This is a genomic window from Jiangella asiatica, from assembly GCF_004349065.1.
GTDB classification, from domain to species: domain Bacteria; phylum Actinomycetota; class Actinomycetes; order Jiangellales; family Jiangellaceae; genus Jiangella; species Jiangella asiatica.
In genome coordinates, this window is record NZ_SMKZ01000072.1 from 1 (window position 1) to 26,851 (window position 26,851).

General features: G+C 71.1%; 17 protein-coding genes. 2 read left to right on the forward strand and 15 right to left on the reverse strand.

Features of this window, described 5'->3' with window-relative positions; all coding sequences use genetic code 11:
• The 8 genes from E1269_RS29325 to E1269_RS29360 form a co-directional block, all read right to left on the reverse strand.
• Positions 1-4,183 (reverse strand): ThuA domain-containing protein (locus E1269_RS29325; RefSeq protein ID WP_476702873.1); only part of this gene is annotated, 4,183 nt, incomplete at its 3' end.
• A 197-nt stretch (positions 4,184-4,380) separates the two neighbouring features.
• Entirely contained in the window at positions 4,381-10,152 is a 5,772-nt protein-coding gene (locus E1269_RS29330; RefSeq protein WP_131901341.1) for a ThuA domain-containing protein, read from the reverse strand.
• A gap of 241 nt (positions 10,153-10,393) precedes the next feature.
• Positions 10,394-11,257, reverse strand: coding sequence for a sugar phosphate isomerase/epimerase family protein (locus E1269_RS29335; RefSeq protein ID WP_131901343.1), 864 nt, complete (start codon positions 11,255-11,257; stop codon positions 10,394-10,396).
• A 173-nt stretch (positions 11,258-11,430) separates the two neighbouring features.
• Complete coding sequence (locus E1269_RS29340; protein WP_131901345.1) at positions 11,431-12,660, reverse strand: substrate-binding domain-containing protein; 1,230 nt, start codon at positions 12,658-12,660, stop codon at positions 11,431-11,433.
• A gap of 27 nt (positions 12,661-12,687) precedes the next feature.
• Complete coding sequence (locus tag E1269_RS29345; protein ID WP_131901347.1) at positions 12,688-13,746, reverse strand: ABC transporter permease; 1,059 nt, start codon at positions 13,744-13,746, stop codon at positions 12,688-12,690.
• Positions 13,743-15,005 (reverse strand): ABC transporter permease, encoded by a 1,263-nt coding sequence (locus tag E1269_RS29350; protein WP_131901349.1) that lies wholly within the window; start codon positions 15,003-15,005, stop codon positions 13,743-13,745. The genes E1269_RS29345 and E1269_RS29350 overlap by 4 nt, the downstream gene beginning before the upstream one ends.
• Positions 15,002-16,555, reverse strand: a complete 1,554-nt coding sequence (locus tag E1269_RS29355; protein ID WP_131901367.1) for a sugar ABC transporter ATP-binding protein — start codon at positions 16,553-16,555, stop codon at positions 15,002-15,004. The genes E1269_RS29350 and E1269_RS29355 overlap by 4 nt, the downstream gene beginning before the upstream one ends.
• Before the next feature lie 44 nt (positions 16,556-16,599).
• Positions 16,600-17,751: a Gfo/Idh/MocA family protein gene (locus E1269_RS29360; RefSeq protein WP_131901351.1), complete on the reverse strand. Its 1,152-nt coding sequence runs from the start codon at positions 17,749-17,751 to the stop codon at positions 16,600-16,602.
• A 111-nt stretch (positions 17,752-17,862) separates the two neighbouring features.
• Between E1269_RS29360 and E1269_RS29365 the strand changes: the two genes are divergently transcribed.
• The gene (locus tag E1269_RS29365; RefSeq protein ID WP_203434194.1) at positions 17,863-19,095 is read left to right on the forward strand and encodes an ROK family transcriptional regulator; all 1,233 of its coding nucleotides are present in this window, start codon (positions 17,863-17,865) and stop codon (positions 19,093-19,095) included.
• Between the two features lie 223 nt (positions 19,096-19,318).
• On the opposite strand, the gene E1269_RS29370 is transcribed toward E1269_RS29365, so the two are convergent.
• The 5 genes from E1269_RS29370 to E1269_RS32595 all read right to left on the reverse strand — a co-directional run bounded on the left by E1269_RS29370 (position 19,319) and on the right by E1269_RS32595 (position 23,679).
• Positions 19,319-19,963 (reverse strand): FMN reductase, encoded by a 645-nt coding sequence (locus E1269_RS29370; RefSeq protein WP_131901353.1) that lies wholly within the window; start codon positions 19,961-19,963, stop codon positions 19,319-19,321.
• Entirely contained in the window at positions 19,960-21,129 is a 1,170-nt protein-coding gene (locus E1269_RS29375) for an LLM class flavin-dependent oxidoreductase (protein WP_131901355.1), read from the reverse strand. The genes E1269_RS29370 and E1269_RS29375 overlap by 4 nt, the downstream gene beginning before the upstream one ends.
• Before the next feature lie 250 nt (positions 21,130-21,379).
• Positions 21,380-22,762, reverse strand: coding sequence for a xylulokinase (gene xylB / locus E1269_RS29380; protein ID WP_131901357.1), 1,383 nt, complete (start codon positions 22,760-22,762; stop codon positions 21,380-21,382).
• 78 nt (positions 22,763-22,840) lie between these two features.
• A complete protein-coding gene (locus E1269_RS29385) occupies positions 22,841-23,491 on the reverse strand; it encodes a DsbA family oxidoreductase (RefSeq protein WP_131901359.1) in 651 nt (216 codons plus the stop codon).
• Positions 23,492-23,538: 47 nt separating this feature from the next.
• A complete protein-coding gene (locus E1269_RS32595; RefSeq protein ID WP_162606687.1) occupies positions 23,539-23,679 on the reverse strand; it encodes a hypothetical protein in 141 nt (46 codons plus the stop codon).
• Between the two features lie 193 nt (positions 23,680-23,872).
• On the opposite strand from E1269_RS32595, the gene E1269_RS29390 reads away from it, so the two are divergent.
• Positions 23,873-24,160 carry a hypothetical protein gene (locus E1269_RS29390; RefSeq protein WP_131901361.1) on the forward strand — a complete coding sequence of 96 codons (288 nt, stop codon included), beginning with the start codon at positions 23,873-23,875 and terminating at the stop codon, positions 24,158-24,160.
• Between the two features lie 12 nt (positions 24,161-24,172).
• Here the strand turns inward: E1269_RS29390 and dnaG are convergent, their stop codons facing one another.
• Together dnaG and E1269_RS29400 are read right to left on the reverse strand one after the other, a co-directional pair.
• Positions 24,173-26,077, reverse strand: a complete 1,905-nt coding sequence (gene dnaG / locus E1269_RS29395) for a DNA primase (protein WP_131901363.1) — start codon at positions 26,075-26,077, stop codon at positions 24,173-24,175.
• Between the two features lie 76 nt (positions 26,078-26,153).
• On the reverse strand, positions 26,154-26,851 hold a 698-nt coding region (locus E1269_RS29400), incomplete at its 5' end, for an MFS transporter (RefSeq protein ID WP_131901365.1).

Below are 26,851 nucleotides of genomic sequence, written 5' to 3' on the forward strand. Positions count from 1 at the left end.
CGCCCTGGAACGCATAGATCGCACCCGTCGTCCGGTCCGGAGCATCCGTCGCGTCGATCTGGACCTCGTGACCCTGGTTCACCGCCAGCCACGGGTCGGTACCCGGGTCCGGGAACCCGACGAACACCCCCGAGTTGTCGTCCCCTGGCATCATCCAGTCCAGCTTCAAGCTGTAGTCCTCATACGAGTCCGCCTGATACCAGTACAGTCCGAGCCCGCCGAAGGACAGGAGCTGGCAGTCGGTGTGGTGGAAGCCGCCGGGACCGGCCATCGCCCAACCCGCAAGGCTGTCCGCCGTGCCGTCGAACAGGCTGGTGTAGCCCGCCTCCGGGACGGTCGGCTCACACGTGACCGTCGGCGCTTCGGTGAGGTGGAAGTGCTCGAACGCGGCGGTCTGCCCGACGCCGTTGTACGCGCCCAAGCCCACCTTCGGGCTCGGCAGCGCCGACATCGGGCGCGGCCGCCCGAACCGCGTCCACTCCTCGCCGTCGGCCGACCAGAACGCCGTCAGGGTGTGGCCGTTGCTGACCACCTTGACGTGCGCGTTCTCGGTGATGCCGGCCGGCAGCTCGCCGGAACGGTCCAGTGCCGGGTCGAACACGGCCTGGCCGCCGGTCGTCTGGCCGAACTCGAACCGCCAGCCCAGCCCCGGGATGTTGATCAGGACGGCCTTGGCGAAGTTCTGGTCGCCGGCGTGGACCAGGATGCCGGCCTGCTCGAAGTCGCCGCCGGCCGGCAGCGACAGCTGGGTCGTCGCCTCGAACCCGGCCGCCGGGTCCGGCACGTTCTGCAGGACGACGTTCGCGGCGCTGGTGTTGCCGGCGTGCATGTCGCCCTCCAGCGCGTCGATCCGCAACTGGCCGTCGGCCACCGACAGGTGCGCCGGGTCCGGCCGCAGGATCGTCGCCCACCGGCACCGGTCCAGGGCGTCGCCGTCGAACTCGTCGTTCGGGTCGATTTCGGCGCCGGGGTCCTCGCAGGCACCGGCCTGGGTGCTGAACGTCATCGCGTCGATGTCCATCAGCCCGCCGCCGCTGCCCTGGAACACCAGGAACAGCTCGCCGGTGCCGCCCGGATCGGTGACCGGCACGGGTTCCAGGTCGACGTAGTTGTCGGGGCTGCCGGTGTGTGGAACCTCGACGACACCGGCGAGCGGGCCGTCGGGGGCGCCGAGGCGCAGCTCGACCGTGCCGCCGGGACCGCCGGCGGACACCCTCATCGCCACCGACCGGATGCCGGCCAGGTTCCACGGCTCGAACGAGATCCAGTCACCGGGGTCGATGTAGCCGACCCGGGCGCCGCCCTCGGCACCGCCGTGGCTGACCACCTGGACGCCGCTCTGCGCGGAGAAGTGCTCGGCCTGCCGGTGCATCGGCTGCAGGACCAGCTCCGCGGTGCCGGTCACCGGCGCGCTGTCCGGCGACGGCGGCGTGTCGGTGTACTCGGCCAGCAGCAGCCCGAAGATGTTGTCGTTCGTGCCGTGCGAGCCGTCGGTGCCCGTCGGCAGTGTGCCCGAACAGCCGTTGACGCTCTCGCCGCCGTGGGTGTGCTGGTCGTGCCCGAGCGCGAACGTCACCTCGACGTCCGCACAGTCGACCGGCTGCCCGTCCGGGTCGGTGACCGACACCTCGAACGACACGGCCTCGCCGAACGTGAACATCCCGCCGTTCGGCGGCTGCACGAACTCGACCACCGGTGCGGTGTTGCCCACCACGATGTGTGCCGTGGCGACGCCCTCGAGGCCGCTCTGGTCGGTGACCGTGAGCGTGGCGGTGTACTCGCCGTTCTCGGTGTAGGTGTGCGACGCCTCGGGATCGGTGGAGTCCACCGTGCCGTCGCCGTCGAAGTCCCACGCGTAGGTGACGACGTCGCCGGGGTCCGGGTCGTCGGAGCCGGCGGCCGAGAACTCGACGGTCAGCGGCGCCAGGCCCGATGTCGGCGTGGCCGTCGCGACCGCCGACGGCGACCGGGTGCCCTTGACGTAGTCGATCCGGTACAGCGCGGAGTTCTCGTCGCCGTTGAAGAACCCGGTGCCGTAGTCGAGCACGTACAGCGAGCCCTGCGGCCCGAACTCCAGGTCCATCAGCTGTGTGTTGGTCATGAAGTCCGAGAACGGCTCGATGGACAGGGGCGTGCCGTCCTCGGCCACCCCGATGTTCTTGATCCATTGGCGGCCGAACTCGTAGGCGAAGAACTGCCCGTCGTAGTACTCGGGGAACTTCGTCGCCGACTCCAGGTCCGGGTCGTAGCGGTAGACCGGGCCGCCCATCGGGGACTCGCTGCCCGTACCGAACTCCGGAACCGATCCGGCGTTGTAGGCGATCCACGCTGGCTGCGCGGGCGGCACCGTGTCGAGCCCGGTGTTCAGCGCCGAGTCGTTCACCGGCCCGCCGGCGCAGTCGAACGGCTCGCCGATCGGGTCGTTGGTGCCGTCGTTGGGGTCCTGTTCACCGGTGTGCGGGTTGATGCCGTAGTACGCGGTGAACGTGCGATCGACGTAGGTCTCGGCCGCCGTGTTGTAGCCGGTGCAGTAGGGCCAGCCGAAGTTGGCCGGTTCGGTGACGCGGTTGAACTCGACCTGGCCGGCCGGGCCGTACCGGCCGGCGCTGCCGGAGTCCGGGCCGTAGTCGCCGACCCACACGTCGCCGGTCTCCTGGTCGACGCTGATCCGGAACGGGTTGCGGAAGCCCATCGCGTAGATCTCCGGTCGCGTGCCCTCCGTGCCGGGCGCGAACAGGTTGCCCTCGGGGACGGTGTACGACCCGTCCTCCTGGACGGTGATCCGCAGGACCTTGCCGCGCAGGTCGTTGGTGTTGCCGGAGGTGCGGCGGGCGTCGAACTGCGGCGCCCGGTCGGTGCGGTCGTCGATCGGGGAGAACCCGTTCGACTCGAACGGGTCGGTGTCGTCGCCGGTGGACAGGTACAGGTTGCCGTCGGCGTCGAAGTCGATGTCGCCGCCGTGGTGGCAGCAGTTGCCGCGGTCCTGCGGCACCTGCAGGATCACCTGCTCCGACGCCAGGTCCAGGACGCCATCGGCGAACGTGAACCGGGACAGGTTGTTGTGTCCCTCGTAGGCCTCCCAGATCGACGGGTCCAGGCTGCTGTGCGCCACCTCGCCGTCAGGGGTGTCCAGCACCGGCGAGTAGTAGAGGTACACCCAGCCGTTGGTCTCGAAGTCCGGGTCGATCGCGATGCCCTGCATCCCGTCCTCGCGGAAGTCGTACACCGGCACCTGCGCGGCGAGCGTCGTCTCGCCGGCCGCGGCGGTGTAGAAGACGCTGCCGTCGCGGGACGTGTGCAGCGCGCTGCCGTCGGGCAGCACCGCCACGCCCATCGGCTCGCCCATCTCCTCCGGGCCGCGGGCCAGCGTGATCTGGTCGAAGTTCTCCTCGACGGTGGCGCCGCAGTCGGCGGGGAGCTCACCCGCGGCGGTGAGGATGCCGCCGAGCAGGTGCTCGCGGAACGCCGGCTCCGCGTAGGACTCCTGGGTGTGGCCGCCGCCGGTGTACCAGGACCGGCCGCCCTCGTAGTCGTGGCACCACGCGATCGGATGGTCCGCGCCCATGGCGCCGCCGCCGGGATCGTAGGAGTCCTCGTCCAGCGCGGCCAGCACATGCACGTCGCCACGCGGGTTGGCGCGGTAGTTGTACCACTCGTCGGTGCGCTCCCAGCGCTGCGGGAGGCCTGCCGTCGACGGGTGCACCCGGTCGGCGACGGTGACCGTGGCCGGCTGGATCTGCGGGTGGGAGTCGAAGTACGCGCCGACCAGCCCGCCGTACCAGGGCCAGTCGTACTCGGTGTCGGCGGCCGCGTGCACGCCCGCGTAGCCGCCGCCGGCCGCGATGTAGCCCTCGAACGCAGCCTGCTGCTCGTCGTTCAGCACGTCGCCGGTCGTGGACAGGAACACGACGGCGTCGTACTGCGCGAGGTTGTCCGCCGTGAACGCCGCGGCGTCCTCGGTCGCGGTGACCTCGAAGCCGTTCTCCGCGCCCAGCTCCTCGATGGCCGCGATGCCGGCCGGGATCGAGTCGTGGCGGAAGCCGGCGGTCTTGCTGAACACCAGGACGTGCGCACCGTCGTCCAGCGGTTCGACGACGGTGTCGGCCGCCGGCGCGATGCCGGCCGACGAGGCGGCCAGCGGCGCCGGAGCCGCGGTGGCGGTCAGGCCGAGCGGGACGAGCACCGCGCCGGCCAGGACGGCCGCGGCGCCACGTATCAGGGGTGGTCGGGTCCTCGGATGGTGTCTCACAACGCCTCCTCGACGTCGATGTCCTGGTGCGCCCCGTTCCCCCGTGTCACTCGGCCCTGGATCAGTGGTGATCGACAGGGGACCGGTGCCCCTCGCGGGGCCGCGGCCCCCTGTCGATCACCGCGGTGCTGTTACAGCTGGGCTCGCAGCGCGTCGGCGTAGGCCAGCAGCCAGCCGCGAGCGTCCTCGTCCGTCACCTCCTCCGCGACCGCCACGTACCGGTCGAGCGAGGTGGTGGCACCTGAGGTGACGCCACGGCCGGCCAGCCGCTCGGCGTTGGCCAGGTGGGTGGTCATCAGGTTCGCCTGCGACCGGGTGACGCTGCCCTCGTCCTGGTAGCGCCGCACGAGCGCGCCCGCGCCGTCGTACGTGGCGACCACCTCGAAGGAGACCGTCACCTCGGCGACGTTGCCGGCCTCGTCGGTGGCGGTGGCCACCAGCTGGTGCGCACCCACCTCCGGCGTGGCCGACGACGGGTTGTCGACCGGCTGCCCGTCGAGGGCCAGCGTCACCGGCACGTCGCCGGAGACGTCGTCCGTCGCCGTCGCACCCAGCTCGAGCGCGGTCGCCAGGTCGTACGTGCCGCCATCCTCGACGCCGGCGACGGTGATCGCCGGCGGCGTGGTGTCGGGCTGCTCCGCCGTGACCCGGAAGTGGTCGAACGCGACGGTGACCGGCTGCGTCTGCTGGGGGCCGATCGCCATCAGGCCGAACGAGGTGAGCTCGGCGTCGTTCGTGACCGGGTCGCCCAGAGACGTCCAGTTCACCCCGCCGTCGCTGATCTCGGCGGAGTAGGTGTCACCGCTCTTCGTCAGCCGGAGGTAGTACCAGCCGCTCTCACTGGTCTCCGGGATGTCGATGTTGCGGTTGCCGCCGTTGCCGAACTGGCCGTCCTTCTCCGAGACGAGCTCGGCGTGCAGGTCGGTGGCCGCGCCGGCGGCGTTCTGGGCGACCACGTCGAACTTCACGTAGTTGTCGTCGTCGCCGTAGACCATGAGGCCGGCCAGCTGCCACTGGTGCAGCATCGTCGGCGTCAGCCTGGTTTCGATCGACCAGTCGCCATCTCTGATCTCAACCGGAACGTCTTGCAGGATGAAGTTGCGCGGGTCCTCGTTCGCCGCGCCGTTGATGTCACCCGGCTGGGTCTCGATCCGCAGCTGGCCGTCGGCCAGCCCGACCTTCGACGAGTCGTACCGTGTCACCGCGTTCCACCGGCAGCCGTCGATCGCGCTGCCGTCGAACTCGTCGCTGGGCTCCCGGACGCCGTCGTCGTCGACGTCGGGGGTGATGGTGAAGTGCTCGAACACGGCGTCGACCTCGTGGGCCGCGGTGTCGCCCGCCGCCATCGGGCCGATGGTCGAGTTCTCGATCAGCTCCGCGGCGCCGGCCAGATCCACCCACGTCTCGCCGTCGGCGGAGTACGCCGCCGTCAGCTGCGCCCCGTCGCTGGCCAGCCGCAGGTGCGCCGTCGACGGGAAGTCCGCCGGCAGGTTCACGTTGGCGTGCCAGGTGCGCGTGCCGTCGGCCTCGGTCTGGAACTCCAGGATGCGCCCGCCGCTGTTGGTGCGGGCGAACGCCAGCTTGACGTAGTCGTCGTCGCTGCCGTGCATCAGCAACCCGGCGTGCTGCCACTCGCGGGTGTGCTCCAGCGAGACCGCGGTCTCGACGATCCATTCCCCGTCCCTGGCCGGCTGGCCGACGTAGCTGATCGGGCCCTCGACGGCCTCGTTGATGTCGCCGTTGGTGACCGGCAGCACCAGTGCACCGTCGGCGACGCTCACCGGGAGGCCGTCGGCATGACGGACCGTCGTCCAGCGGCGATCGTTCAGCGTGTCGTCGTCGAACCCGTCGGTGCCGCTCATGAGGCAGACCGGCGCCGGCTCCGGTTCGGGATCCGGGTCGGGCAGACCGTCGACCAGCGTGAAGTCGCTGAACACCGCCGTGCTCCGCGCCGACCCGCTGTGCGCCGTGACCGCCAGGCCGATGTCCTGCGCTTCCGTCGCGCCCGGCAGCGTCACCGGGTCGCCGACCTGGGTGAAGGTCTCGCCGTCCCGACTCCAGTACGACGTGTACTGGTCGCCGTCCCGGACGATCCGCACCCACGCCGGATAGCCGTGCGTGCCGGCGCTCGTGCTGGCGTCGAGCTGGCCGTTGCCGTCGCTGTCGCGCAGCCACTCGAAGCTGTTCCCCGCGCGCATTGTCATCGCCGCGTACCCCGGCGAGACACCCGGCTGGGTGACGTCGTTGCGGACGATCAGCCCGGCCTTGGCGGAGTTGTTCGAGTTGGTCTGGCTGACGACCTGGGCCGTCGCCGTCCACTGATCTCCGGCCGCACCCGGCAGGTACACGGCGCTGTACTCGTCCGTGCCCTGCCACATGTTGCCGCCGCCGGACTCGATCACCCACGTGTCGGCGTCCGGCCGGTCGAACACGCCGGCCGCGTTGGCGTGCGAGAACGTCAGCCACTCGCCGAACAGGTCGCCGACCTCCACCTGGACGATTCGCGACGTCGTGCTGGCGCCGGCATCGTTGGTGGCAACCGCCGTGAGCCGGTACCGCCGTTCCTCGGCGACGGTCCACGTGATCTCGTAGGGCGCCGATGCGTCGACACCGATCGACTCGCCGTCGACGAAGAACTCCACCTGGGTGATGGTGTTCTCCGCGTCGGTGGCCTCGGCCGTCACCGCGATCTCGCCGGGCTCCAGCTCGTCGGCCGGCGTCGGCGCCGTGATGGCCACCTTCGGCTTCGACGTGGGCGAGGCGCCCTTGCCGTCGGCCTCGATGAAGTTCAGCCGTCGCTCACCGGCACCCGGGAAGATCGCGTAGAGCGTGAAGCTCTCACCCGGATCCTCGACGTCGACCGACACGTCGGCGTAGGCGGTCGAGCCGGTGGCCGGGACCTCGCCGGTGCCGAGCAGCTCGCCGTCCGGCGCATCCTTGCGCAACTCGATCGGGCCACCGGTCACCGACGACGCCCGCAGGACCAGCGCGTCGACGTTGTGCAGGCTCACCGGCTCGTACGCGGCCCAGGCCCCGTCCTGGCCGGTGATGGCGTTGCCGTGCCCCTCGACGTCACGCGACGGACCCGTCGTCACGCCCTGCGCCTGCTCGTGGAACTCCGCCTCCCGCTGCTTCGGGAACAGCAGTGACGTGTCCTCACCAACCAGTGCGGGGATGCCACCGGCGCCGCCGCTGTCGGTGTAGCGGGCGTTGAGGATGTAGAAGACGTTCATGTCCTCGCTGTGACCGCCGCCCAGCGCCGTGACCACCGAGCCGGTGCGACCGCTCATCGGGTCGGCCGGGTGGGGGTGGTCGTCGTGACCGAGCGCCGGCTGGATGATGACGTCCTCGTCGGCGATCTCGGTGTCTTCGGCGTCGGTGACGCTGACGTCCCAGCTGATCTCGTCCCCGAAGTCGAAGAAGGCACCGTCCGGCGGCAGGTTGAACTCCACCTCCGGCCGGGTGTTGCCGACGGTGACCGGCACCGTCGTGGTGCCCGTCTTGCCGTGCGGGTCGGTCACCGTGAGCCGGGCGTTGTACACGCCGTTCTCGGTGTAGGTGAACGACGCCTGCGCCTCGGTGGAGTCGACGGTCCCGTCATTGGTGAAGTCCCACGCGTAGCTCAGCGCCTCGTTCTCCGGGTCGGTGCTGCCAGAACCGTCCAGCTGGACGGCCAGCGGTGCCTGGCCGGAGTCCGGGGTGGCCGTCGCGTGCGCCACCGGCGAGCGCGATCCGGACACGTAGTCGACGCGGTACAGGCCCGAGTTCGGGTTGTCGCGGCCGAAGCCGCCGCCCCAGTCGAGCACGTACATCGAGCCCTCAGGGCCGAACTTGGAGTCGATCGGCGCCATCCACTGCTCGTTCGGCGGCGGCAGGAACGGGTTCACCTTCTCGACGTCACCGGTCTCCTGGTTGAGGTCGATCGAGTAGAGCCGGTTCTTGGCCCACTCGTAGAAGAACGGTTTGCCGTCGTAGTACTCGGGGAACTTCGTGTCCGACTCCAACGCCGGGTCGAAGTCGTAGAACGGGCCGCCCATCGGCGCGAGGCCACCGCCGGCCGGGATGATCCCAGGGACCGACGACGTGTCGTAGCCGTACCACATCTCCGGCTGCTGCACCGGCGGCAGCTCGGTCAGGCCGGTGTTGCGGACCGAGTCGTTGACCGGGTTGTCGCAGTCGAACGGCTCGCCGACGGTGACCGGGTCGGTCGTGTAGTCGACGTCCAGGTACGGCTCGTTCGGCCCGATGCACAGCGGCCAGCCGTAGAAGCCCGGCTCCTTGATCAGGTTCCACTCGACCATGCCGGCCGGGCCGCGGGTCGCGCTGTCGCTGCCGTTGTCCGGGCCGTAGTCGGCCAGGCCGACCCAGCCGGTCTCTGGGTCGACAGAGAACCGGAACGGATTCCGGAAGCCCATCGCATAGATCTCCGGCAGGGTGTTCGCCGTCCCCGGCGGGAACATGTTGCCCTCGGGGATCGTGTACGAGCCGTCCGGCTCCGGGTGGATGCGCAGCAGCTTGCCGCGCAGGTCGTTGGTGTTGGCGGAGGTCGCACGGGCGTCGTGGAACGTGCCCTCGCGTTCGGACAGCGGTGCGTAGCCGCCCGACGGCTCCGAGTGCGGGTTCACGTCGTCGCCAACGGACAGGAACAGGTTGCCGTCCGGGCCGAACGCCAGCCCGCCGCCGGTGTGGCCAGGCTCGTCGGGCAACCGACGGGCCGGCACTTCGAGCACGACGACTTCGGACGCGGGGTCGATCTGCGAGTTTGCGCCCACGGTGAACCGCGACAGGGTGCTGACGAAGTTCGCCGGATCGGAGTCGTCGGTGCTGGCCTTCGAGTGGTAGACGAACAGGTGGCCGTTCTGCTCGAAGTCGGGATCCAGTGCGATGCCCATCAGGCCGTCCTCACCGCCGGAGTACACCGGGATGGTGATGGCCGTCGATGTCGTCTGGGTCGCCGGGTCGTAGACGCGGATCTGCCCGCGAACCAGCTCGGTGAAGAACACCCGGCCGTCCGGCGCGACGTCGATGGCGAACGGCGCGCTGGTGTTCTGGTCCAGCGGCACCTTCTCGAACTGCTCCCACACCGTGCCGCCGCAGTCGCTCTCGACCATGCCGGCGGCCCACTGCACCCCGCCGACGATGTGCTGCACGAAGTCCGGCTCCTGCGTGTAGTGCGCGCCGAAGTGACCCATCGCAGTCACCCAGGCACGACCGCCGTCGTACGGCTTGCACCACGAGATCGGGTGGTCGTAGCCCATGGCGTTGCCGCCCGGGTCGTACGTCGTCTCGTCCATCGTTGCCAGGACGTGGGCGGTGCCGCGGACGTTCGTCGAGAAGTTGTACCACTCGTCAGCGCGCTCCCACCGCTGCGGAAGGTGGGTCGTGGAGGCGTGGGTGCTGTCCTCGATGCGAACGGTTCCGGGCAGGCCCGGGCTGGTCCCGGTGGCGGCGTGGCCCGGCATCAGGGAGCCGACCAGGTTGTCCCACCAGGCGTAGTTGCCGCGCATGTCCGCGGCGTTGTGGATGGCGACGATGCCACCGCCGGCCTGCTGGTAGCGCTCCAGCGCGGCCTTCTCCTCGGCGGTCCACGGATCGCCGGAGGCCTGGAACATCACCAGGGCGTCGAAGTGTGCGAGGTCCTGGTCGTTGAAGATCGACGAGTCCTCGGTGTGCTCGGAGGTGATGCCGGCGGCTTCGAATGCGGCCTCCAGGACAGGCACACCCTGCGTGATCGCCTCGGTGTGCCGGAACTGGGTGGTCTTGGTGAAGATCAGCACGTGCGCTTCACCGTGCTCGCCGTCGTGCGCCGACGACGGCAACGCGGTGAGCAGCGGTATCGCCAACACGGCGGCGAGCGCAACGGCCAGGAGCCGGGGCCACCGCTGGCGTAGAGCCACGATCATGAGGGGTTCCTCCAGGGAAAGAGCGTCGATGCTGCTTCGAAACCCCGCGGCGTGCCGGCGCCGCCGGTCGAACTACGTTCCTCAGGTGAGACCGAAGTGTCCGGTCGAACTACGTTCCTCAGGTGAGACCGAAGTGTCCGGTCGAACTACGTTCCTCAGGTGAGACCGAAGTGTCCGGTCGAACTACGTTCCTCAGGTGAGGCCGAAATGTCCGGTTGATGGATGAGCGCTGACAACGCGTCTAGGTCTCGCCGCGCATCACTCCCCTCAGGAAGGACAGGCCGTCGACTGCGATCGCGTCCTGGCTGGCGGCCAGGGGACGCCAGATCGAGGCGGCCGTCGCGATGGTCGCGTTGTCGGCCGTGAACGACTCGATCACCAGCGGCCCGTCGTACCCGGCCGCGTCGAGCGCGGCGAGGATGGCCGGCCAGTCGAGGTGGTCGGCGCCGGGTGCGCCGCGGTCGTTGGCGCAGACCTGCACGTGCGCGATCCGGCCGGTGGCCCGGCGGATCGCGGCGGGCACGGACTGCTCCTCGATGTTCTGGTGGTAGACATCCAGCGCGAGGCCGCAGCCGTCGGCAGGGAGGTCGCCCAGCGCCTCCAGGGTCTGGTCGACGGTGTTGAGCAGGCTGGTCTCGTAGCGGTTCAGAGGCTCGACCGCGACGGTGACGCCGGCCCGCCGGGCGTGCTCGACGACAGGTGCCAGCCCGTCGCGCAGCTCGCTGTAGCAAACCCGACGCTCGTGCTCGCTCATCCGCCAGGTCCGCCCGACCGACGCGTACGCGGGACCGGCGATGACCGTCGACCCGACCGTCGCCGCGACGTCCACGACGTGCCGGAGGTAGTCGCGGGTGGTCTGGACGGTCGCGTCGTCGGTGGCCACCAGTTCCCGTCCCGGCCCCATGACCAGCGTGACCGTGGCCGCCAGCCCCAGGTCGCCGAGTAGCTTCGCGGCCCGGTCGGGGTCCCAGTCGCCGGGGTTCTCGACCGGCAGCTCGATGACCTCGAACCCCCAGCCCTTGAGTTTTGGCGCCAGTCGAGCCAAGGACGCGTCGGTCAGCGGCGACGTCCACACCCACGTGTTGACCCCGAGGCGTCGGGTCATCGGCGTGCTCCTTTCGCGCCCGTGGACCGCCCACCCCGTCCCCGTTGGTCTTGGAGTAAGCGCGGAATCAATGGGGCATTTCGCCCCGAACCGCCGTAGCTCCAAGATCAACGGGGAGGTGACCGGGTGAAGGGCTGGGGTGGTTGACGCGGTGCGGTGCGGTGGGTTTCGGGTTACCGGTCCTGCCAGGCGGTGGGGTAGCCGGGAAGGTCCTCGCCGCCGAACTTGGCGTAGTGCAGGCTCGGCATGTCGGCGTTGCGGTCGAGGAACTCGTCGCGGTCGGACTCGGTGATGGGCTCCTGCGGAAGCACCCACTCCTGCGGGACCTGCTCGCCGTTCCAGATCATCGTCGCGGCGAGGATCGGGGTGCGCCACTGGAAGTTGGAGTACACCGGGGCGATCGCCGTCATGCCGGTCTCCTGCCACTTGCGCATGAAGCTGAGCTCGTCCTCACCGACCATGACGGGGTAGTCGTTGCCGGTGTCCTCGAACGCCTCGACGGCCGCCACGGCACCGTCGCCGGCGTCCATCCAGATGCCGTCGACCTCGCCGCGCTGCAGGTACTGGGTGACGATGTTCTTGATCTCCGCGCCGTCGCCGCCGGTGAACTCGTCGCCGAGGATCTCCAGCTCGCTGTCGGCGAAGATCTCCTGCGCCGCCGCCCACCGGTTCTCGAGCACGTCGACGCCGGGCAGAATGCGCAGCGCCAGCACCGTCGACCCCGGTTCGAGGTTCTCGACCAGGAACTCCGCACCGTCCGCGCCGTAGGCGTAGCCACCGATCGGGTGGATGAAGGTGACCATGCAGTCGGTGTTGACGCCGCGGTCGAACACGATCACCGGCACGCCGCTCGCGCAGGCCGCCTCCACCGCAGGGGTGAGGGTGGCCGTCGTCGACGGCGAGATGATGATCGCGTTGCAGTCGCCGGCGTCGATGAACGCCTGGATGTCGGTGATCTGCTGGTTGTCGTCGTCGGCGGCGTCGGAGTACCGGAACTCGCCGATCTCACCGGCCGCCCGCAGCACCTCGACCTGCTGCTGCATGGTGATCCAGCCGGTGACGCGCCACGGATTGCTGACCGAGGCGTTGGAGAAGCACAGCGTGTTGCCGTCCTGCGCGTACTGCGCGGTGTCGACGTACTCCGGCTCGATGGCCTGCAGCCACGGCTGGTCGGCAGGGCCCTCCGGTTCGACGTCGCGCTGGGCGAGCTGCCGGTCGTAGTCGGCCTGGACGAAGAACTCGCCCTCGGCCTCCGGCTCCTCCTCGCCCTCGGCTCCGGCTTCGTCGCCGGCGGCCGCGGTCTCCTCGGGCGCCGCGGTGTCGGCCGGCTCGTCGGTGGTGCATGCCGCGAGCATCAGCGCCGCTGCCGCCGACGCTGCCAGTAGAGCGCGCGATCTGCGCATCATTGCCCTCCTCGGGGGACGTTCTCGCTAGGACTTCTCGCTGGACTGTTGTGATTCAGCTGGTGTTTCCGCGTGCTGCCGAGGACGCGCCCTCTCACGCGCGGCATAGGCCACCGCCGCGATGATGATCACGCCTTGAACCGCCGGCCGGATGGTCGACGGCATGCTGAGCTGGTTGAACAGGGTGAACAGGGCCTCCAGCGTGAGCGCTCCGGCCATGGCGGCGACCACGGTGCCACGCCCGCCGCCGAGCACCACGCCGCCCAGCACCACCGCGGTGATGGCGGTGAACTCCAGGCCCTGGCCCACCTGCGCGGTGACGCCCGCGTAGCCGCCGATGAGGATGCCAGCGAGCGTGGCCATCACGCTGGACAGCACGAACGCGAGCGTCCGCACCCGCCACACCCGCACGCCGGAGAACCCGGCGGCTCGCTCGTTGTCGCCGGTCGCGATCAGCGTCCGGCCGTACGAGCTACGCATGATCGCCATCGCCACGATGACGAGACCGATCAGGATCAGCAGCGCGTAGGGCAGCTGACGCACGACGGCCATGTCGATGCCGCCGCGGCCGGGCTGCCGGAACGCCTCGGACAGGGCACCGGTGGGCGCGCCTCCGGTCCACAGCCTGATCGCGCCATAGAGGACCAGCATCATGCCGAGGGTCGTGATGAACGACTGCACCTTGAGCAGCGTTGTGACCAGGCCGTTCACCAGCCCGACGAGGATGCCGAAGCCGAGCATCAGCAGGATGACGGGGACCGTCCGGCTCTCCTCGCCGTCCAGCAGCGCGGCCGCGATGACGACCTGCGCTCCGACCAGCGACCCGACCGACAGGTCGAACTCGCCGGAGACGATGACGAAGTACTGCCCGATCGCCAGGATCACCAGTGGTGCGGCCTGCTTGATGAAGGCCATCAACGACGGCGGCTCGGCGAAGCTCGGGTTGATGATGAAGATCCACGCGAACACGACGAGGAGCAGGGCGAACACCGTCGCACTACCGCCGCCGAACAGCCGTCCGGCGAGGTCGGCGGCACGCGACCCGGCGCTGGGCCGGCGCGTGGGCCGGGGGGACGTAACAGTCATCGCGCGCCTCCCATGCCGTCGAGGTGTCGGGCCGGACCATGCACCCGGTGAGCTGCCGGTCCGCCGTCAGTGCGGACCGACGGCTCGAGCGGGCCTCCGGCCCCCGGTCGCTGATCGGTGCCGTCCGTCCCACCAGGGCTCCCGGCCTGGACGGTGCGCCCGGTCGGCGTCTCCAGCGACGCGGCACCGCCACCTCCGTCGTCGTCCCCACCGTTCGGACCACCACCGTTCGGCCCGCCACCGTTGCCGCCGTCGCCGAAGCGGACCCGGCTGGCCTTGCGGTCGATCTGCCTGCGGGCGTAGATCGCGACCGCGGCCACGATGATCACGCCGCGCAGCACGTCCTTGAAGAACGGGTCGACTTCGAGGATGTTGAAGACGGTGTCGAGCACCGCGAGGATCAGCACGCCGGCGATGGTGCCGCCGATGCCGCCGCGGCCACCCAGCAGCAGCGTCCCGCCGAGCACGACGGCGGCGATGGACTCCAGGTCGTAGCCGGAGTCGTAGACCAGTGCGCTGCCGGTGCCGAACCGGGCGGCGATCAGCAGCCCGGCCAGACCCGCCGCGATCGAGCACAGAACGTGGGCGGTGACGATGACGCGTCCGGTCCGGATGCCCGACAGCCGTGCCACGTCCGCGCTGCCGCCGACGGCGAACATGTGATAGCCGGTGCGGGTCTTGCGCAGGTACACGATGGCGGCCACCGCGACGGCGAGCATGACCAACGTGGAGACCGGGATCGGGCCGATGCGGCTGTAGCCGAACTGCTGGAACGAGCTGGGCACGTCGCCGGCCGGGCCCTGGTACTCGGTATCCAGGTAGCCCTTGATGATGAGACCGACGCCGAGGGTGGCGATGAACGGGTTCACCTTGAGCGCGGAGATGATCAAGCCGTTGCCGAGCCCGATCAACCCGGCGACGACGAGCACGGCGGCCACCGCGAGCGGGACGCGCGCGGGGTCGCCGTCCATCGTGGTCGCCGCGATCAAGCTGCACAGCGCCATCACGTAGCCGACGGACAGGTCCAGCGACCGGCACAGGATGACCAGCGTCTGGCCGATGGCGACGAACCCGAGCAGGCTCGAGCGGGTCAGCATGTCGCGGGTGTTCGCGGTGCTCAGCAGGTTGTGCCCGTCGATGGCGACCAGGACGGCACCGACGACAAGGACCCCGACCAGAGCCAGCCAGACGATCTCGGTGGAACCGAGCCGGCGACGCGACGTGACTCCGCGGCCGGCGACGGCCAGCACCCGGCTCATCGCTCCCCTCCCGTGTCCGTGGTGCTCGTGGGCTCGCCGGCGGACGGCCTCGGCGCGTCGGCGGTGGGCTCGGCCGCTGAGGTGGGCTCGGCCGCAGCGTGGCCGGTGGCCATCGCCATCACGGTCTCCTCCTCCGACCCGGCCGGCAGCTCCCCGGCGATCCGCCCGTCCTTGAGCACGACGATGCGATCGGCCATACCGATGACCTCCGGCAGCTCGGAGGAGATCATGAGAATCGCGACGCCCTCGGCGGACAGCTCGCGCATGAGCGTGTAGACCCGCTCCTTGGCGCCGACGTCGATGCCGCGGGTCGGCTCGTCGAGGACGATGACCGACGGCTCGGTGGCCAGCCACTTGGCAAGCACCACCTTCTGCTGGTTGCCGCCGGACAGGAAGCGCACCTCCTGGCTGGCGCCGCGGGACACCAGGTCCAGCGACGACAGAATGCCCGGGACCCGCCGCGCGGCCTGCGCGGCGCGACGAGGCAGCACCGCGTCCAAAACCAGGCGGGCGTTCGCCGCCACGGACTGGTTGAGCACCAGTCCCTCGGCCTTGCGGTCCTCGGTCACCAGCGCCAGCCCGGCACGCACCGCCTGACGTGGCGAGCGCAGCGTGACCGTCCGGCCGTCGAGACGGATCTGGCCGCGGGTGAACCGGTCGACGCCGAACAGCGCGTGCGCGATCTCGGTGCGCCCGCTGCCCTGCAGGCCGGCCAGTGCGACGATCTCGCCGGCGCGGACGTCCAGGTCGATGCTGTCGAGCTGCTCGTTGCCGCCGCCCGCGATCGACAGCCGCACGTCGCCGGCCTCGGTGCCGGGCAGCTTGCCCGGGAAGAAGCTGGAGATCGGCCGGCCGACCATCTTGCGGACCAGCTCGTCGGAGCTCAGCGCGGCGGTGTCGGCCGTCTCCACCAGCGCGCCGTCCTTGAGGATGGTGACTCGCGTTGCCAGGTCGAAGATCTCCTTGAGCCGGTGCGACACGTAGAGGATCGCGACGCCGCGCTCCCGCAGTGTCCCGATCAGCCGATAGAGCAGCTCGACTTCCTCGTCGGCCAGGGCGGCGGTGGGCTCGTCCATGGAGATGATGCGCGCGTCGTAGGACAGCGCCTTGACGATCTCGACGATCTGCTGGCCGGCCACCGACAGCGACCGCACCCTTGCCTCCGGCGACAGCCAGGTCAGCCCGAGGTCCTCCAGCAGCGCGGCGGTGTCGGCGTTCATCCGCGCGGCGTCGACCATCCGGTGTCTTCGCGGCTCGCGGCCGAGGAAGACGTTCTCGGCGACGGTCCGCTCCGGCAGCAGGTTGAACTCCTGGAAGACCGTGGACACGCCGGCGTGCTGGGCCTGCAGCGGGTGCTCGAACCGGACCTCACGCCCGTCCAGCTCGACGCTGCCGCCGTCGGCCTGGTACACGCCGGCGAGGATCTTCATCAGGGTGGACTTGCCGGCGCCGTTCTCACCGACCAGCGCGTGCACCTCGCCGGCCCGCAACTCGAGGTCGATGCCGCGCAGCACCTGGACGCCGAGAAAGGACTTGTCGATCCCCCGCATCCGCAGCACGGTGGTCGCCGGACTGGCGACGCTCGACGAGCTCGTCACGACTCCACCTCGACCCAGTGGCCCTCGCGCGCGGACCGCACGACGGCCTCGGCCAGCCGGGCGGCGCGCAGTCCGTCGTCGAAGGTGGGCAGGCCGTCGGGCACCTCGCCGTCGATGGCGGCCTGGGTGTCGGCGACGAAGGCGTCGAAGCAGTCCTGGTAGCCCTGCGGGTGACCGGCCGGGACCCGCGCGTACCGGGCCGCGGGCGTGCTGAGCGTCTCGGGGTCGCGCACGAGCTGGCTGCTGCGTTCGCGGCCGCCCCACCACAGCTGCTCGGGGTTCTCCTGGTCGAACGAGAGCGACCCGCGCGACCCGGAGACCTCCAGTAGCAGCCGGTTCTTCCGGCCCGCGGAGACCTGGCTGACGACGACGGAGCCGATGGCGCCGGAGGCGGTGGTGAACTGCACGACGACGACGTCCTCGGTGGTGACGCTGCGCAGGGTCTCGGCGCCGCGCAGCTTGTTCACCGTGGAGGTTTGCGCCGACAGCCGGGTGATGTGCTCGCCGCTGACGAATTCCAGCAGGTCGCACCAGTGCGAGCCGATGTCGCCGAAGGCGCGGGTCGGGCCGCCCAGCTGCGGGTCGACGCGCCAGTTGTCGTCGGTCGGGTGGAGCAGCCAGTCCTGCAGGTAACTGCCGTGTGCGACGAAGATCGTGCCGACCTCGCCGGCGCGGACGCGTTCACGGGCCTCGCGGACCATCGGGTGGAAGCGGTAGACGAAAGGGACGGCGGCGACCCGGCCGGCCTCGGCCGCGGCGGCGGTCATCGCCTCGGCCGCGCTCGCCGACGTGGCCAGCGGCTTCTCGCAGACCACGTGCTTGCCGGCGGCGAGGGCCGCGAGCACGACCGGCTCGTGCAGGTGGTTCGGCGTGCAGACGTGGACGACGTCGACGTCGTCGTCACCGTCGGCGGCGAGCATCTCGTCGAGGTCCGCGAACGCCCGCTCGCCGCCCAGGTCGGCCAGCGCCGACGATGCTCGCTCCGCGCTGGAGCCGACGACCCCGACCACGCGGCCGCCGGCCACCTGGACGGCCCGGGCGTGCACCCGACCCATGAAGCCGGTCCCGACGATCGCTGCACGGTAGCTCGGTGTCGGCGGACCACCGTCGGTGCCGAACTCGCGGTCTGTGATCGGAGTCACTGCCATGGCAGAGGAACTTAGAGGCACTTTTGCACGCACGTCAAGCAAAAGTTGCGCACGTGTTACCGCTCGGCCGGTTGTTGCACGGAATGAAGTCCGGTGTGTTTCACTAGTGCCATGCTCGAAGGCGTAGGCGTCACCACGTCACGGCCGTTCGGTGCGGTGGCCGAGAACGGCGGATCCATGTATGCCGCCGGCTCCCTGTTCCAGCTGCTGCGCGACGGCCGGCCGCGCACGCGCGCCGAGCTCGCCGCCGAGACGGGCCTGGCCCGTTCCACCGTCACCCAGCGCGTGGACTCCCTGCTGGCCAGCAATCTCATCGGCCCGGCCGACAAGGCCGCGTCCACCGGTGGGCGGCCGCCCACGCGGTTCGCGTTCAACCCCAACGCACGGTTCGTACTGGCCGCCGACATCGGTGCCACCCACGCCCGGCTCGCCCTGACCGATCTGGCCTGCGAGGTGCTGGCCGAGGCCGCCGACGAGCTGCTCGTGGCCGCCGGTCCGGAGCCGGTGCTGTCCTGGGTGAACGCGACCGGGCAGAAGCTGATCGCCAAAGTCGGCCGCGACCCCGCCGACCTGCTCGGCGTCGGCATCGGCCTGCCCGGTCCGGTCGAGCACTCCACCGGGCGCCCCGTCAGCCCGCCGATCATGCCCGGCTGGGACGGCTTCGACGTCCAGGGCTACCTCGAGGACCGCTTCGGCGCCGTCGCCCTGGTCGACAACGACGTCAACATCATGGCGCTGGGCGAGCACTTCGCCCACTGGAGCAACGCGCCGCACATGATGTTCGTGAAGGTCGCGACGGGTATCGGCAGCGGCCTCATCAGCGACGGACGGCTGCACCGGGGCGCGCAGGGCGCCGCCGGCGACATGGGCCACCTCCAGCTCCCGCACGGCACCGACGTCGTGTGCCGGTGCGGCAACACCGGCTGCCTCGAGGCCGTCGCCAGCGGAGCGGCCATCGCGGCGAAGCTCGCCGCCCGCGGCATCCAGGCCGCCTCCAGCGGCGACGTCGTGACGCTCGCCCGCGGCGGCAACATCGAAGCGCTCCAGCTGCTGCGCCAGGCCGGCCGCGACATCGGCGAGGTCCTCGCGGCCGCGGTGAGCCTGTTCAACCCGTCGGTCATCGTCATCGGCGGCTCGCTGTCGCAGGCCGGCGAGCACCTGATCGCCGGCGTCCGTGAGATCGTCTACCGGCGCTCGTTGCCGCTGGCCACTCAGGACCTGCGGATCGTGCAGTCGAGCACCGGCGACCGCGCCGGCATCATCGGCGCCGCCGTCATGGTCATCGACCACGCCCTGGCACCCGCGCAGGTCGACCTGATGATCGCCGCGCCCGCCGGCACCTGATCTCGCGGCGGGACCCGCCCGCCTCGCAGACCCCCGAACCGGCGATCACCGCCTCCCTTGGCCCAAATGATCACGTTCAGCACGAGATCTCGTGTCACACCATGCTTGCGAGCCTAGTGATGCGCGGGAAAACCTGCTGAACGTGATCATTTCGGGCTCTCCGACCCGGTCCGTGGGGAGGCCGGCGCGAGGGGTGGAGTCGAGGCGGTTGGCCGACGGCGGGTCAGTTGAGCTCGCCGTCGGCCAGCAGCTGCTCGAACGGGGTGGGTACGGCGAACGGGTCGGCCGCCTCGCGCGGCGGCCGGGCCGCCACCAGCTCCGCCAGCTCCGCGGCGGCCCGCTCGATGCGGCGGGTCAGGCCGGTCGCAGCGCCGCCACCGTCGCCGTCGGCCCCTTCGCTCCCCCAGTCCGACGTGGCCGCGTAGACCGCCGTCGGCACCGTCATCGCGCGCAGGTAGGCGAACAGCGGGCGCATCGCGTGCTCCAGCGCCAGCGAGTGCCGCTCGGTTCCACCGGTCGCGCCCAGCAGCACCGGCATCCCGTCCAGCGCGTCGGCGTCGATCACGTCGAAGAACGATTTGAACAGCCCGCTGTAGGACGCGGAGAAGATCGGTGACACCGCTACCAGGCCGTCCGCGCCGACGACACCGTCGATCGTGTCGGCCAGGGCCGGGCTCGGGAAGCCTGCGAGCAGGTGGTTGGTGAGGTCGTGGGCGTGGTCACGCAGCTCGACGACGCGGACGTCGGCGCCGACCCCGCGAGCCTCGAGGTCGCGCAGCGTCGCCGCGGCCAGACGGTCGGCCAGCAGCCGGGTCGACGACGGCTGGCGCAGCCCGCCCGACACGACCGCCAGGGTGCGCCGGCTCATCGCAGCGACTCCGCGGCGGTGGTTTCGTCAGCGGTCTCCTCAGCCACCCGGCCGGTCACGTCGTCGACGGCGGTGACGGTGGCGTCGCGCTTGCCGCCGGCGGCGGCCACCAGGGACTCGTGCGTGGGCGCGTCGGGGACGTGCGCCGGCCGCCCGGCGGCCATCTCCGTGCGCAGCACGGGGACGACCTCGGTGCCGAGGATCTCGATCTGCTCCAGGACGGTGTTCAGCGGCAAGCCGGCGTGGTCCATGAGGAACAGCTGCCGCTGATAGTGGCCGACGTGGTCGCGCATGGTGGCATAGCGGTCGATGACCTGCTGCGGGCTGCCGACGGTGAGCGGCGTCTGCTCGGTGAACTCCTCCAAGGACGGACCGTGACCGTAGACCGGCGCGACGTCGAAGTAGGGCCGGAACTCGCGGACGGCGTCCTGCGAGTTCTTGCGCATGAAGACCTGGCCGCCCAGCCCCACGATCGCGGTGTCGGCGGGGCCGTGGCCGTAGTGCTCGAAGCGCCGGCGGTAGAGGTTCACCATCTGTTGGGTGTGCGACATCGGCCAGAAGATGTTGTTGTGGAAGAAGCCGTCGCCGTAGTAGGCGGCCTGCTCGGCGATCTCCGGGCTGCGGATCGACCCGTGCCACACGAACGGCGGCACGCCGTCCAGCGGCCGCGGGGTGGACGTGAAGCCTTGCAGGGGGGTCCTGAACCGGCCCTTCCAGTCCACGACGTCCTCGCGCCACAGCCGGTGCAGCAGCGCGTAGTTCTCGACGGCCAGCGCGATGCCCTCGCGGATGTCCTTTCCGAACCACGGGTACACCGGCCCGGTGTTGCCGCGTCCCATCATGAGGTCGACCCGGCCGTCGGTCAGATGCTGCAGCTTGGCGTAGTTCTCCGCGATGAGCACCGGGTCGGTCGTGGTGATCAGCGTCGTCGCCGTCGAGAGGATGATGCGCTTCGTCTGAGCACCGATGTAGGCCAGCGTGGTCGTGGGCGCCGAGGCGATGAACGGCGGGTTGTGGTGCTCACCCGTGGCGAACACGTCGAGGCCGACCTCGTCGGCCTTCTTGGCGATCTCGACCGTCGCCTTGATCCGCTCGTGCTCGGTGGGGGTACGCCCCGTGGTGGGATCGGTGGTCACGTCCCCCACCGTGAAGATCCCGAACTGCATCTCAGGTCACTCCCTCTCGGCTGGATCGTTGACGTGTCAACGAAACTACCCGCCTCAACCGGCGACCACCTGTCAGTATTCCGGCTGGACGGGACCGCGCCCAGTCGAACCGGCGCCGGGATCGCAGCTCCACCATCCCTGCCTCCCCTTCCAAATGATCACGTTCAGCACGAAATCTCGTGTCACACCATGTTTGCAAGCCTCATGAGGGTCGGGCAGGCCTGGTGATGAGACGGGGCCGGGCGGCCGCTCAGCCGTGCAACCGGATCCGGGCCGCGGCGTAGGCCTCGCGCACGTGCTCACCGCCGCCACGCGGCTGCGTCGTCGCCTCGACGTCCAGCGGCCAGGCCGGCGGCGCCGCCGCACCCGAGAGCGCCCACGCCGCCTGCCGGGCCGCACCGCGAGCGACGTACTCTCCCGCGGCCGGCACGACGACGGGGGTGCCGAACACCTGCGCCGCCACCGCCCGCACGGCCGCCGAGCGCGCCGCTCCGCCGATCAGCAGCACCCGCTCGACGACGACACCCTGCGCGGCCAGCGCGTCGACCCCATCGGCGAGCCCGCACAGCATGCCCTCGACGGCGGCGCGGGCGAGGTTCGCCGGGGTCATCGCGGCGCGGGTCAGGCCGACGAGCGAGCCGGTGGCGTCGGGCAGGTCGGGGGTGCGCTCGCCGTCGAGATACGGCAACAGCACCATGCCGCCGGCGCCCGGCTCGGCCTCGAGGGCGAGCCGGTCCAGGCCGGCCAGGTCGGTGCCGAGCATGGTGGCCGCCGCACTCAGCACCCGGGCCGCGTTCAGCGTCGCGACCAGCGGGAGGTGGCGCCCGGTGGCGTCGGCGAACCCCGCGACCAGCCCGGAGGCGTCGGCGACCGGAGACTCCGACACCGCGAACGCCGTGCCGCTGGTGCCGAGCGACACGACGACGTCGCCCGGCTCGAGCGTCAGCCCGAGCGCGGCGCCCATGTTGTCGCCGGTGCCGGCCGCGAGCGCCGCGCCCGACGCCGTCGTCCCCACCACCTCGGCGGGCCCGGCGACGCGGGGCACGCCGAGCTCGCGGCCGAAGCCCAGCCGCAGGAGGTCGGGCCGGTACGCGTTGGTGGCCGCCGACCAGTAGCCGGTGCCGGACGCGTCGCCGCGGTCGGTGACCGGCTCGTCCGGGCGACCGGCCAGCTGCCAGGTGAGGTAGTCGTGCGGAAGCATCACCTGGTCGACGCGGTCGGCGTTGGCCGGCTCGTGCCGGGCCAGCCAGCGCAGCTTCGTGACCGTGAAGCTGGCCACCGGCACGAGCCCGACGGCGTCGGCCCACGCTCCCGGGCCGCCCAGCTCCTCGGTCAGGTCGCGGGCGGCGCCGGCCGAGCGGGTGTCGTTCCACAGCAGCGCCGGCCGCACCACCTCGCCGTCGGCGTCGACGACCACCATGCCGTGCTGCTGTCCCCCGACGGCGACGGCGTCGGCCCGCTCCAGCAGGCCCGCACCCGCCTGTGAGAGCGCCGCCCACCACGCGCGCGGGTCGACCTCGGTGCCGTCGGGATGATCCGCCCGGGCGGACTCGACGACGGCGCCGGAGTCGGCGTCGACGAGCAGGACCTTGCAGGACTGGGTGGACGAGTCGATGCCAGCGACGAGGGTCATGCCGAGCATCATGCCCGCCCGCGGCGGCTCCCTGGAAGGCGCGGTCGGCCGGATGGGAGCGAGGCGGGGTGCGACGGTTCAGGAGATGCGAGCGACCGCCAGGCCGTACGCATCCTCCAACGCGGCCAGGAACGTCTCGACCGGCTGGGCACCGGACACGCCGTGTGTGCGCCCGAGCACGAAGAACGGGACGCCGCCCGCGCCGAACTGGCGGGCCAGGTCGATCTCGGCCCGGACGTCGTCGGCATGGTCGTCGCCCGCCAGGACGCGGCGGACCTCGTCAGCCGGTACGCCGACCTCGGCGGCCAGCCGGATCACGGTCTCGGGGTCGGCGAGGTGCTCGGTCTCGACCAGGTGGGCGCGCATGAACCGCTCGTGCGCCTGTGGACCGAGGTGATGCTCGCGGGCCAGGTGCGCGACCCGGTGCGCGTCGAACGTGTTGGCGATGTGGGCGCGTTCGAGGTGGTACTCCAGGCCCTCGGCCGCCGCCAGCGACGCCACGCGGTCGTTCATCGCCCGCACCTGCTCGGCCGTGGCGCCCAATTTCCGGGCCAGGTGGTCCCGCACCAGGCCGTCCGCGCCGGGCGGGACGGTCGGGTCGAGCTGGTAGCTGCGCCACAGGATCTCGACGTCGCGGGCGTGGTCGAACCGGGTGAGCGCGGCCTCCAGCCGGCGCTTGCCGATGTAGCACCACGGGCAGACGAAGTCGGACCACACTTCGACGAGCACGGTCGTCTCCTCGGGAGTTCGGGGGGTGATGGGAGCTCGGACGGAGCCTAGAGGTCGCAGACGCCGTCGGCGCACTGGCCTGCGTCGGTGCCTGCGGCGAGCACGATCAGGGCCGGGCTCGCCGGCGTCATCGGGTCACCCCCTCCGGCATCGCTGAGTTGCTGATCGACGGCTGCCTGACCGGTCATGCGCGGGACGCCTCCGTGGTCGTTCGGTTACTGGTTTAAGCGTCAACCATCGGGTGGCTATTCCCGCCTCGGCGGCTCGTCCACAGGCCCGTCCAACCTCCGGCGTTGTCCACATTCGCGCCAGTCCGGATGGACGAAACCGGCACTGCCCGTCATCGTTGTCAGCAACGGCACCATCCCGAAGGAGAGCTTGATGAACGACGCGCAGACCTGGACGCTGATCGGCGGGTTCGTCGCCGTGGTCGGTCTGCTGCTCACCATGCTCCTGCGCACCGTCGAGGCGAAGCTCGACGGCATCATGGGCCGGTTCGAGGGTCGCTTCGACGCCATCGACCACCGCTTCGAGGCCGTCGACGCGAAGTTCGACGCCTTCCGCAACGAGGTGACGGTCCGGTTCGACTCCGTCGATCGGCGCCTCGACGGGCTCGACCGCGACGTCCAGGCACTCACCCGGCATGTCTTCCACAACGACGGCGGGTGACCGTGCCACGGGTCAGCTGGCGCCGATGCCGCGCTCTCGCAGGTCGCGGCGGTGCTTCTCCAGCGCCATCAGCTCGCCGAACAGCCGGTTGTACAGCTCCACCTGAGCCGAGGGGTCGGTGCGCTGGAGCTTCGCCTTCAACGACACCAGCTGCCGCGACACCCACACCTCGTGCAGCCGCAGCACCACCGACCCGGCGTATCGCTGCACGGCCCCTTCGTCCACCGGCATCGCCTCGACCGCGAGCTGGGTGACCACCTGGCGGACGGCTTCGTCGGTGGTCGCGCCCAGCAGGGCGTCCACCCAGGGATGGCCGCCGGCCTGGGTGCCGCAACCGCCGGCCTTGCCGATCGCCTCGCGGACCGCCCGGTACACCGGCGACACGAACGCCTCAGCGCCGAGGTCGTCGAACGTGGGGCCGGCCAGCGCCGGCCGCTGCACCGCGACCCGCAACGCCTCGCGCTCCAGCGCCAGCGTTTGCGGGTCGACGTCGCCGTGGACGGGGACGCCGAGGGCCTGCTGCCCGGCGATCGGCTCCGGCACGGGGCCGCGCTGCCGGCCCCGCGACTGCTCCGGCGCACCTGACACCGCCCGCACCCGGCGCACCACCGACAGCTCGTCCGGCGCACCGACCCAGCCGGCCAGCCGCCGCGCGTACTCGTCGCGCAGGGCACGGTCACGGATCTGCGCGACCAGAGGGACGCCCTTCTCCAGAGCCCGGGTGCGCCCCTCCGGGTGGTCGAGGTCGTACCCGTCGACCATGGTGCGGATGGCGAACTCGAACAGCGGACGGTGCCGGGCCACCAGCTCCCGCACCGCCAGGTCGCCGGAGCGCTGCCGCAGCTCGCACGGGTCCAGTCCGTCGGGGTCGATCGCCACGTAGGTCTGCGCGACGAACCGCTGGTCGCCCTCGAACGCCCGCAGCGCCGCCTTCTGCCCGGCCGCGTCGCCGTCGAAGGTGAAGATGACCTGGCCGCGGTACTCGTCCTGGTCGCGCAGGAGCCGTCGTAGCACCCGGGCGTGGTCCTCGCCGAACGCGGTGCCGCAGGTGGCGACGGCGGTGGTGACCCCGGCCAGGTGACAGGCCATGACGTCGGTGTAGCCCTCGACGACGACGGCCTGCGATGTGCGCGCGATGTCCTTCTTGGCGAGGTCGACCCCATAGAGCACGTGGCTCTTCTTGTAGATGGAGGTCTCCGGCGTGTTGAGGTACTTTGCCTCGATGCGGTCGTCGTCGAACAGCCGGCGGGCACCGAAGCCGACGACCTCGCCGAGCAAGTCGCGGATGGGCCACATGAGCCGGCCGCGGAAGCGGTCGTACGGCGCGTTGCGGCCCTGTGCCACGATGCCGGCGGCGATGAGCTCGACGTCGCTGAAGCCCTTCTGCCGCAGGTGCTTGCGCAGCACCTCGCCGCCCTGAGGGGCGTACCCGACGCCGAACCGTTCGGCCGCGGCCTGATCGAAGCCGCGCTCGTCGAGGAACTGCCGGCCGGTCATGGCCTCCGGCGACGATGCCAGCATCTCGGCGTAGAACTCCGTGGCCATCCGGTGCGCCTCGACCAACCGGGTGCGCTGCTCCCGGCTCTGCCGCGGCGCCGACCCGGCCTTGGTTTCCTCGTACCGAAGCTGGAGCCCGACCTTGTCCGCCAGCCGCTCGACCGCCTCGGCGAACGACAGCTGGTCGATCTTCTGCACGAAGCTGATGACGTCGCCGCCTTCGGCGCAACCGAAGCAGTGGAAGAACCCGCGGGCCGGGGTGACGTGGAACGACGGCGTCTTTTCGTCGTGGAACGGGCACAGGCCCTTCAGCGAGCCGCCTCCGGCGTTGCGCAGTGCGACGTACTCGCCGACGATGACGTCGATGCGGGCGCGCTCGCGAATGGCCGCGATGTCCTCGTCCCGGATGCGTCCCGCCACGTGCAGAGTGTACGACCGCGCGACGACACGGCGGACCGGCCGCCCGACCTTCGCCGGCTCGCCGCCTGACCCCGCCTCACCCCCGGCGCCGCGGCTCGCCCGCACTCGGCAGGTGCCCGGCCAGCAGCACCACGGCGAGGCCCGCGACGGCGACCACGCCGAACGCCGCCGTCAGACTGCTCAGCCCGGCCAGCGTGCCGATGACCAACGGTCCGGTGAACGAGCCCAGGTAGCCGACCGTGGTCACCGCGGCGATGGCCGACGGCGCCTGCAGCCCGCTTGCCGCCGGGGCGGCCCCGAGCACCACCGGCGCGAGGGCGGACACGCCCAGGCCGACGACACCCCACCCGGCCAGACTCGCCGGCACCGACGGCAGCGCCATCACCAGCACCATCCCGGCCGCCACGACCGCACCGGCCGCTCGCACCGCCCACGCGCGGCCGAACCGTACGAGCAGCCGGCTGGTGACCAGCCGGCCGATCGCCACACCGAGCGCGAACACCGTGAACGCGGCCGCGGCGGCGCCGGCCGCGGCGGCGCGGTCGGCCCGCAGGTGGACGGCGCTCCACTGGTAGGCCGTGCCGTCCACCAGGAAGGCGCAGAACGCCACCAGCCCGAGGACCACCAGGCCGCGACCCGGCCGGGCCAGGACCCGGTCCGCCGGAGCTCCGTCGGGCACGAACCACCGCGCGGCTGCCGCGCCGGCCAGCACACAGACCGTCGCCGTCAGGGGGAAGTGCACTGTCACCGCCAGCTCCGACGCGGCCGCGGCCG

What these genes read in the sequence shown, in the direction of transcription:
- E1269_RS29330 (WP_131901341.1), bottom strand. Translation starts at nt 10,152, where the DNA reads ATGATCGTGGCTCTACGCCAGCGGTGGCCCCGGCTCCTGGCCGTTGCG.
- E1269_RS29335 (WP_131901343.1), bottom strand. Translation starts at nt 11,257, where the DNA reads ATGACCCGACGCCTCGGGGTCAACACGTGGGTGTGGACGTCGCCGCTG.
- E1269_RS29340 (WP_131901345.1), bottom strand. Translation starts at nt 12,660, where the DNA reads ATGCGCAGATCGCGCGCTCTACTGGCAGCGTCGGCGGCAGCGGCGCTG.
- E1269_RS29345 (WP_131901347.1), bottom strand. Translation starts at nt 13,746, where the DNA reads ATGACTGTTACGTCCCCCCGGCCCACGCGCCGGCCCAGCGCCGGGTCG.
- E1269_RS29350 (WP_131901349.1), bottom strand. Translation starts at nt 15,005, where the DNA reads ATGAGCCGGGTGCTGGCCGTCGCCGGCCGCGGAGTCACGTCGCGTCGC.
- E1269_RS29355 (WP_131901367.1), bottom strand. Translation starts at nt 16,555, where the DNA reads ATGCGGGGGATCGACAAGTCCTTTCTCGGCGTCCAGGTGCTGCGCGGC.
- E1269_RS29360 (WP_131901351.1), bottom strand. Translation starts at nt 17,751, where the DNA reads ATGGCAGTGACTCCGATCACAGACCGCGAGTTCGGCACCGACGGTGGT.
- E1269_RS29365 (WP_203434194.1), top strand. Translation starts at nt 17,863, where the DNA reads ATGCTCGAAGGCGTAGGCGTCACCACGTCACGGCCGTTCGGTGCGGTG.
- E1269_RS29370 (WP_131901353.1), bottom strand. Translation starts at nt 19,963, where the DNA reads ATGAGCCGGCGCACCCTGGCGGTCGTGTCGGGCGGGCTGCGCCAGCCG.
- E1269_RS29375 (WP_131901355.1), bottom strand. Translation starts at nt 21,129, where the DNA reads ATGCAGTTCGGGATCTTCACGGTGGGGGACGTGACCACCGATCCCACC.
- xylB (WP_131901357.1), bottom strand. Translation starts at nt 22,762, where the DNA reads ATGACCCTCGTCGCTGGCATCGACTCGTCCACCCAGTCCTGCAAGGTC.
- E1269_RS32595 (WP_162606687.1), bottom strand. Translation starts at nt 23,679, where the DNA reads ATGACCGGTCAGGCAGCCGTCGATCAGCAACTCAGCGATGCCGGAGGG.
- E1269_RS29390 (WP_131901361.1), top strand. Translation starts at nt 23,873, where the DNA reads ATGAACGACGCGCAGACCTGGACGCTGATCGGCGGGTTCGTCGCCGTG.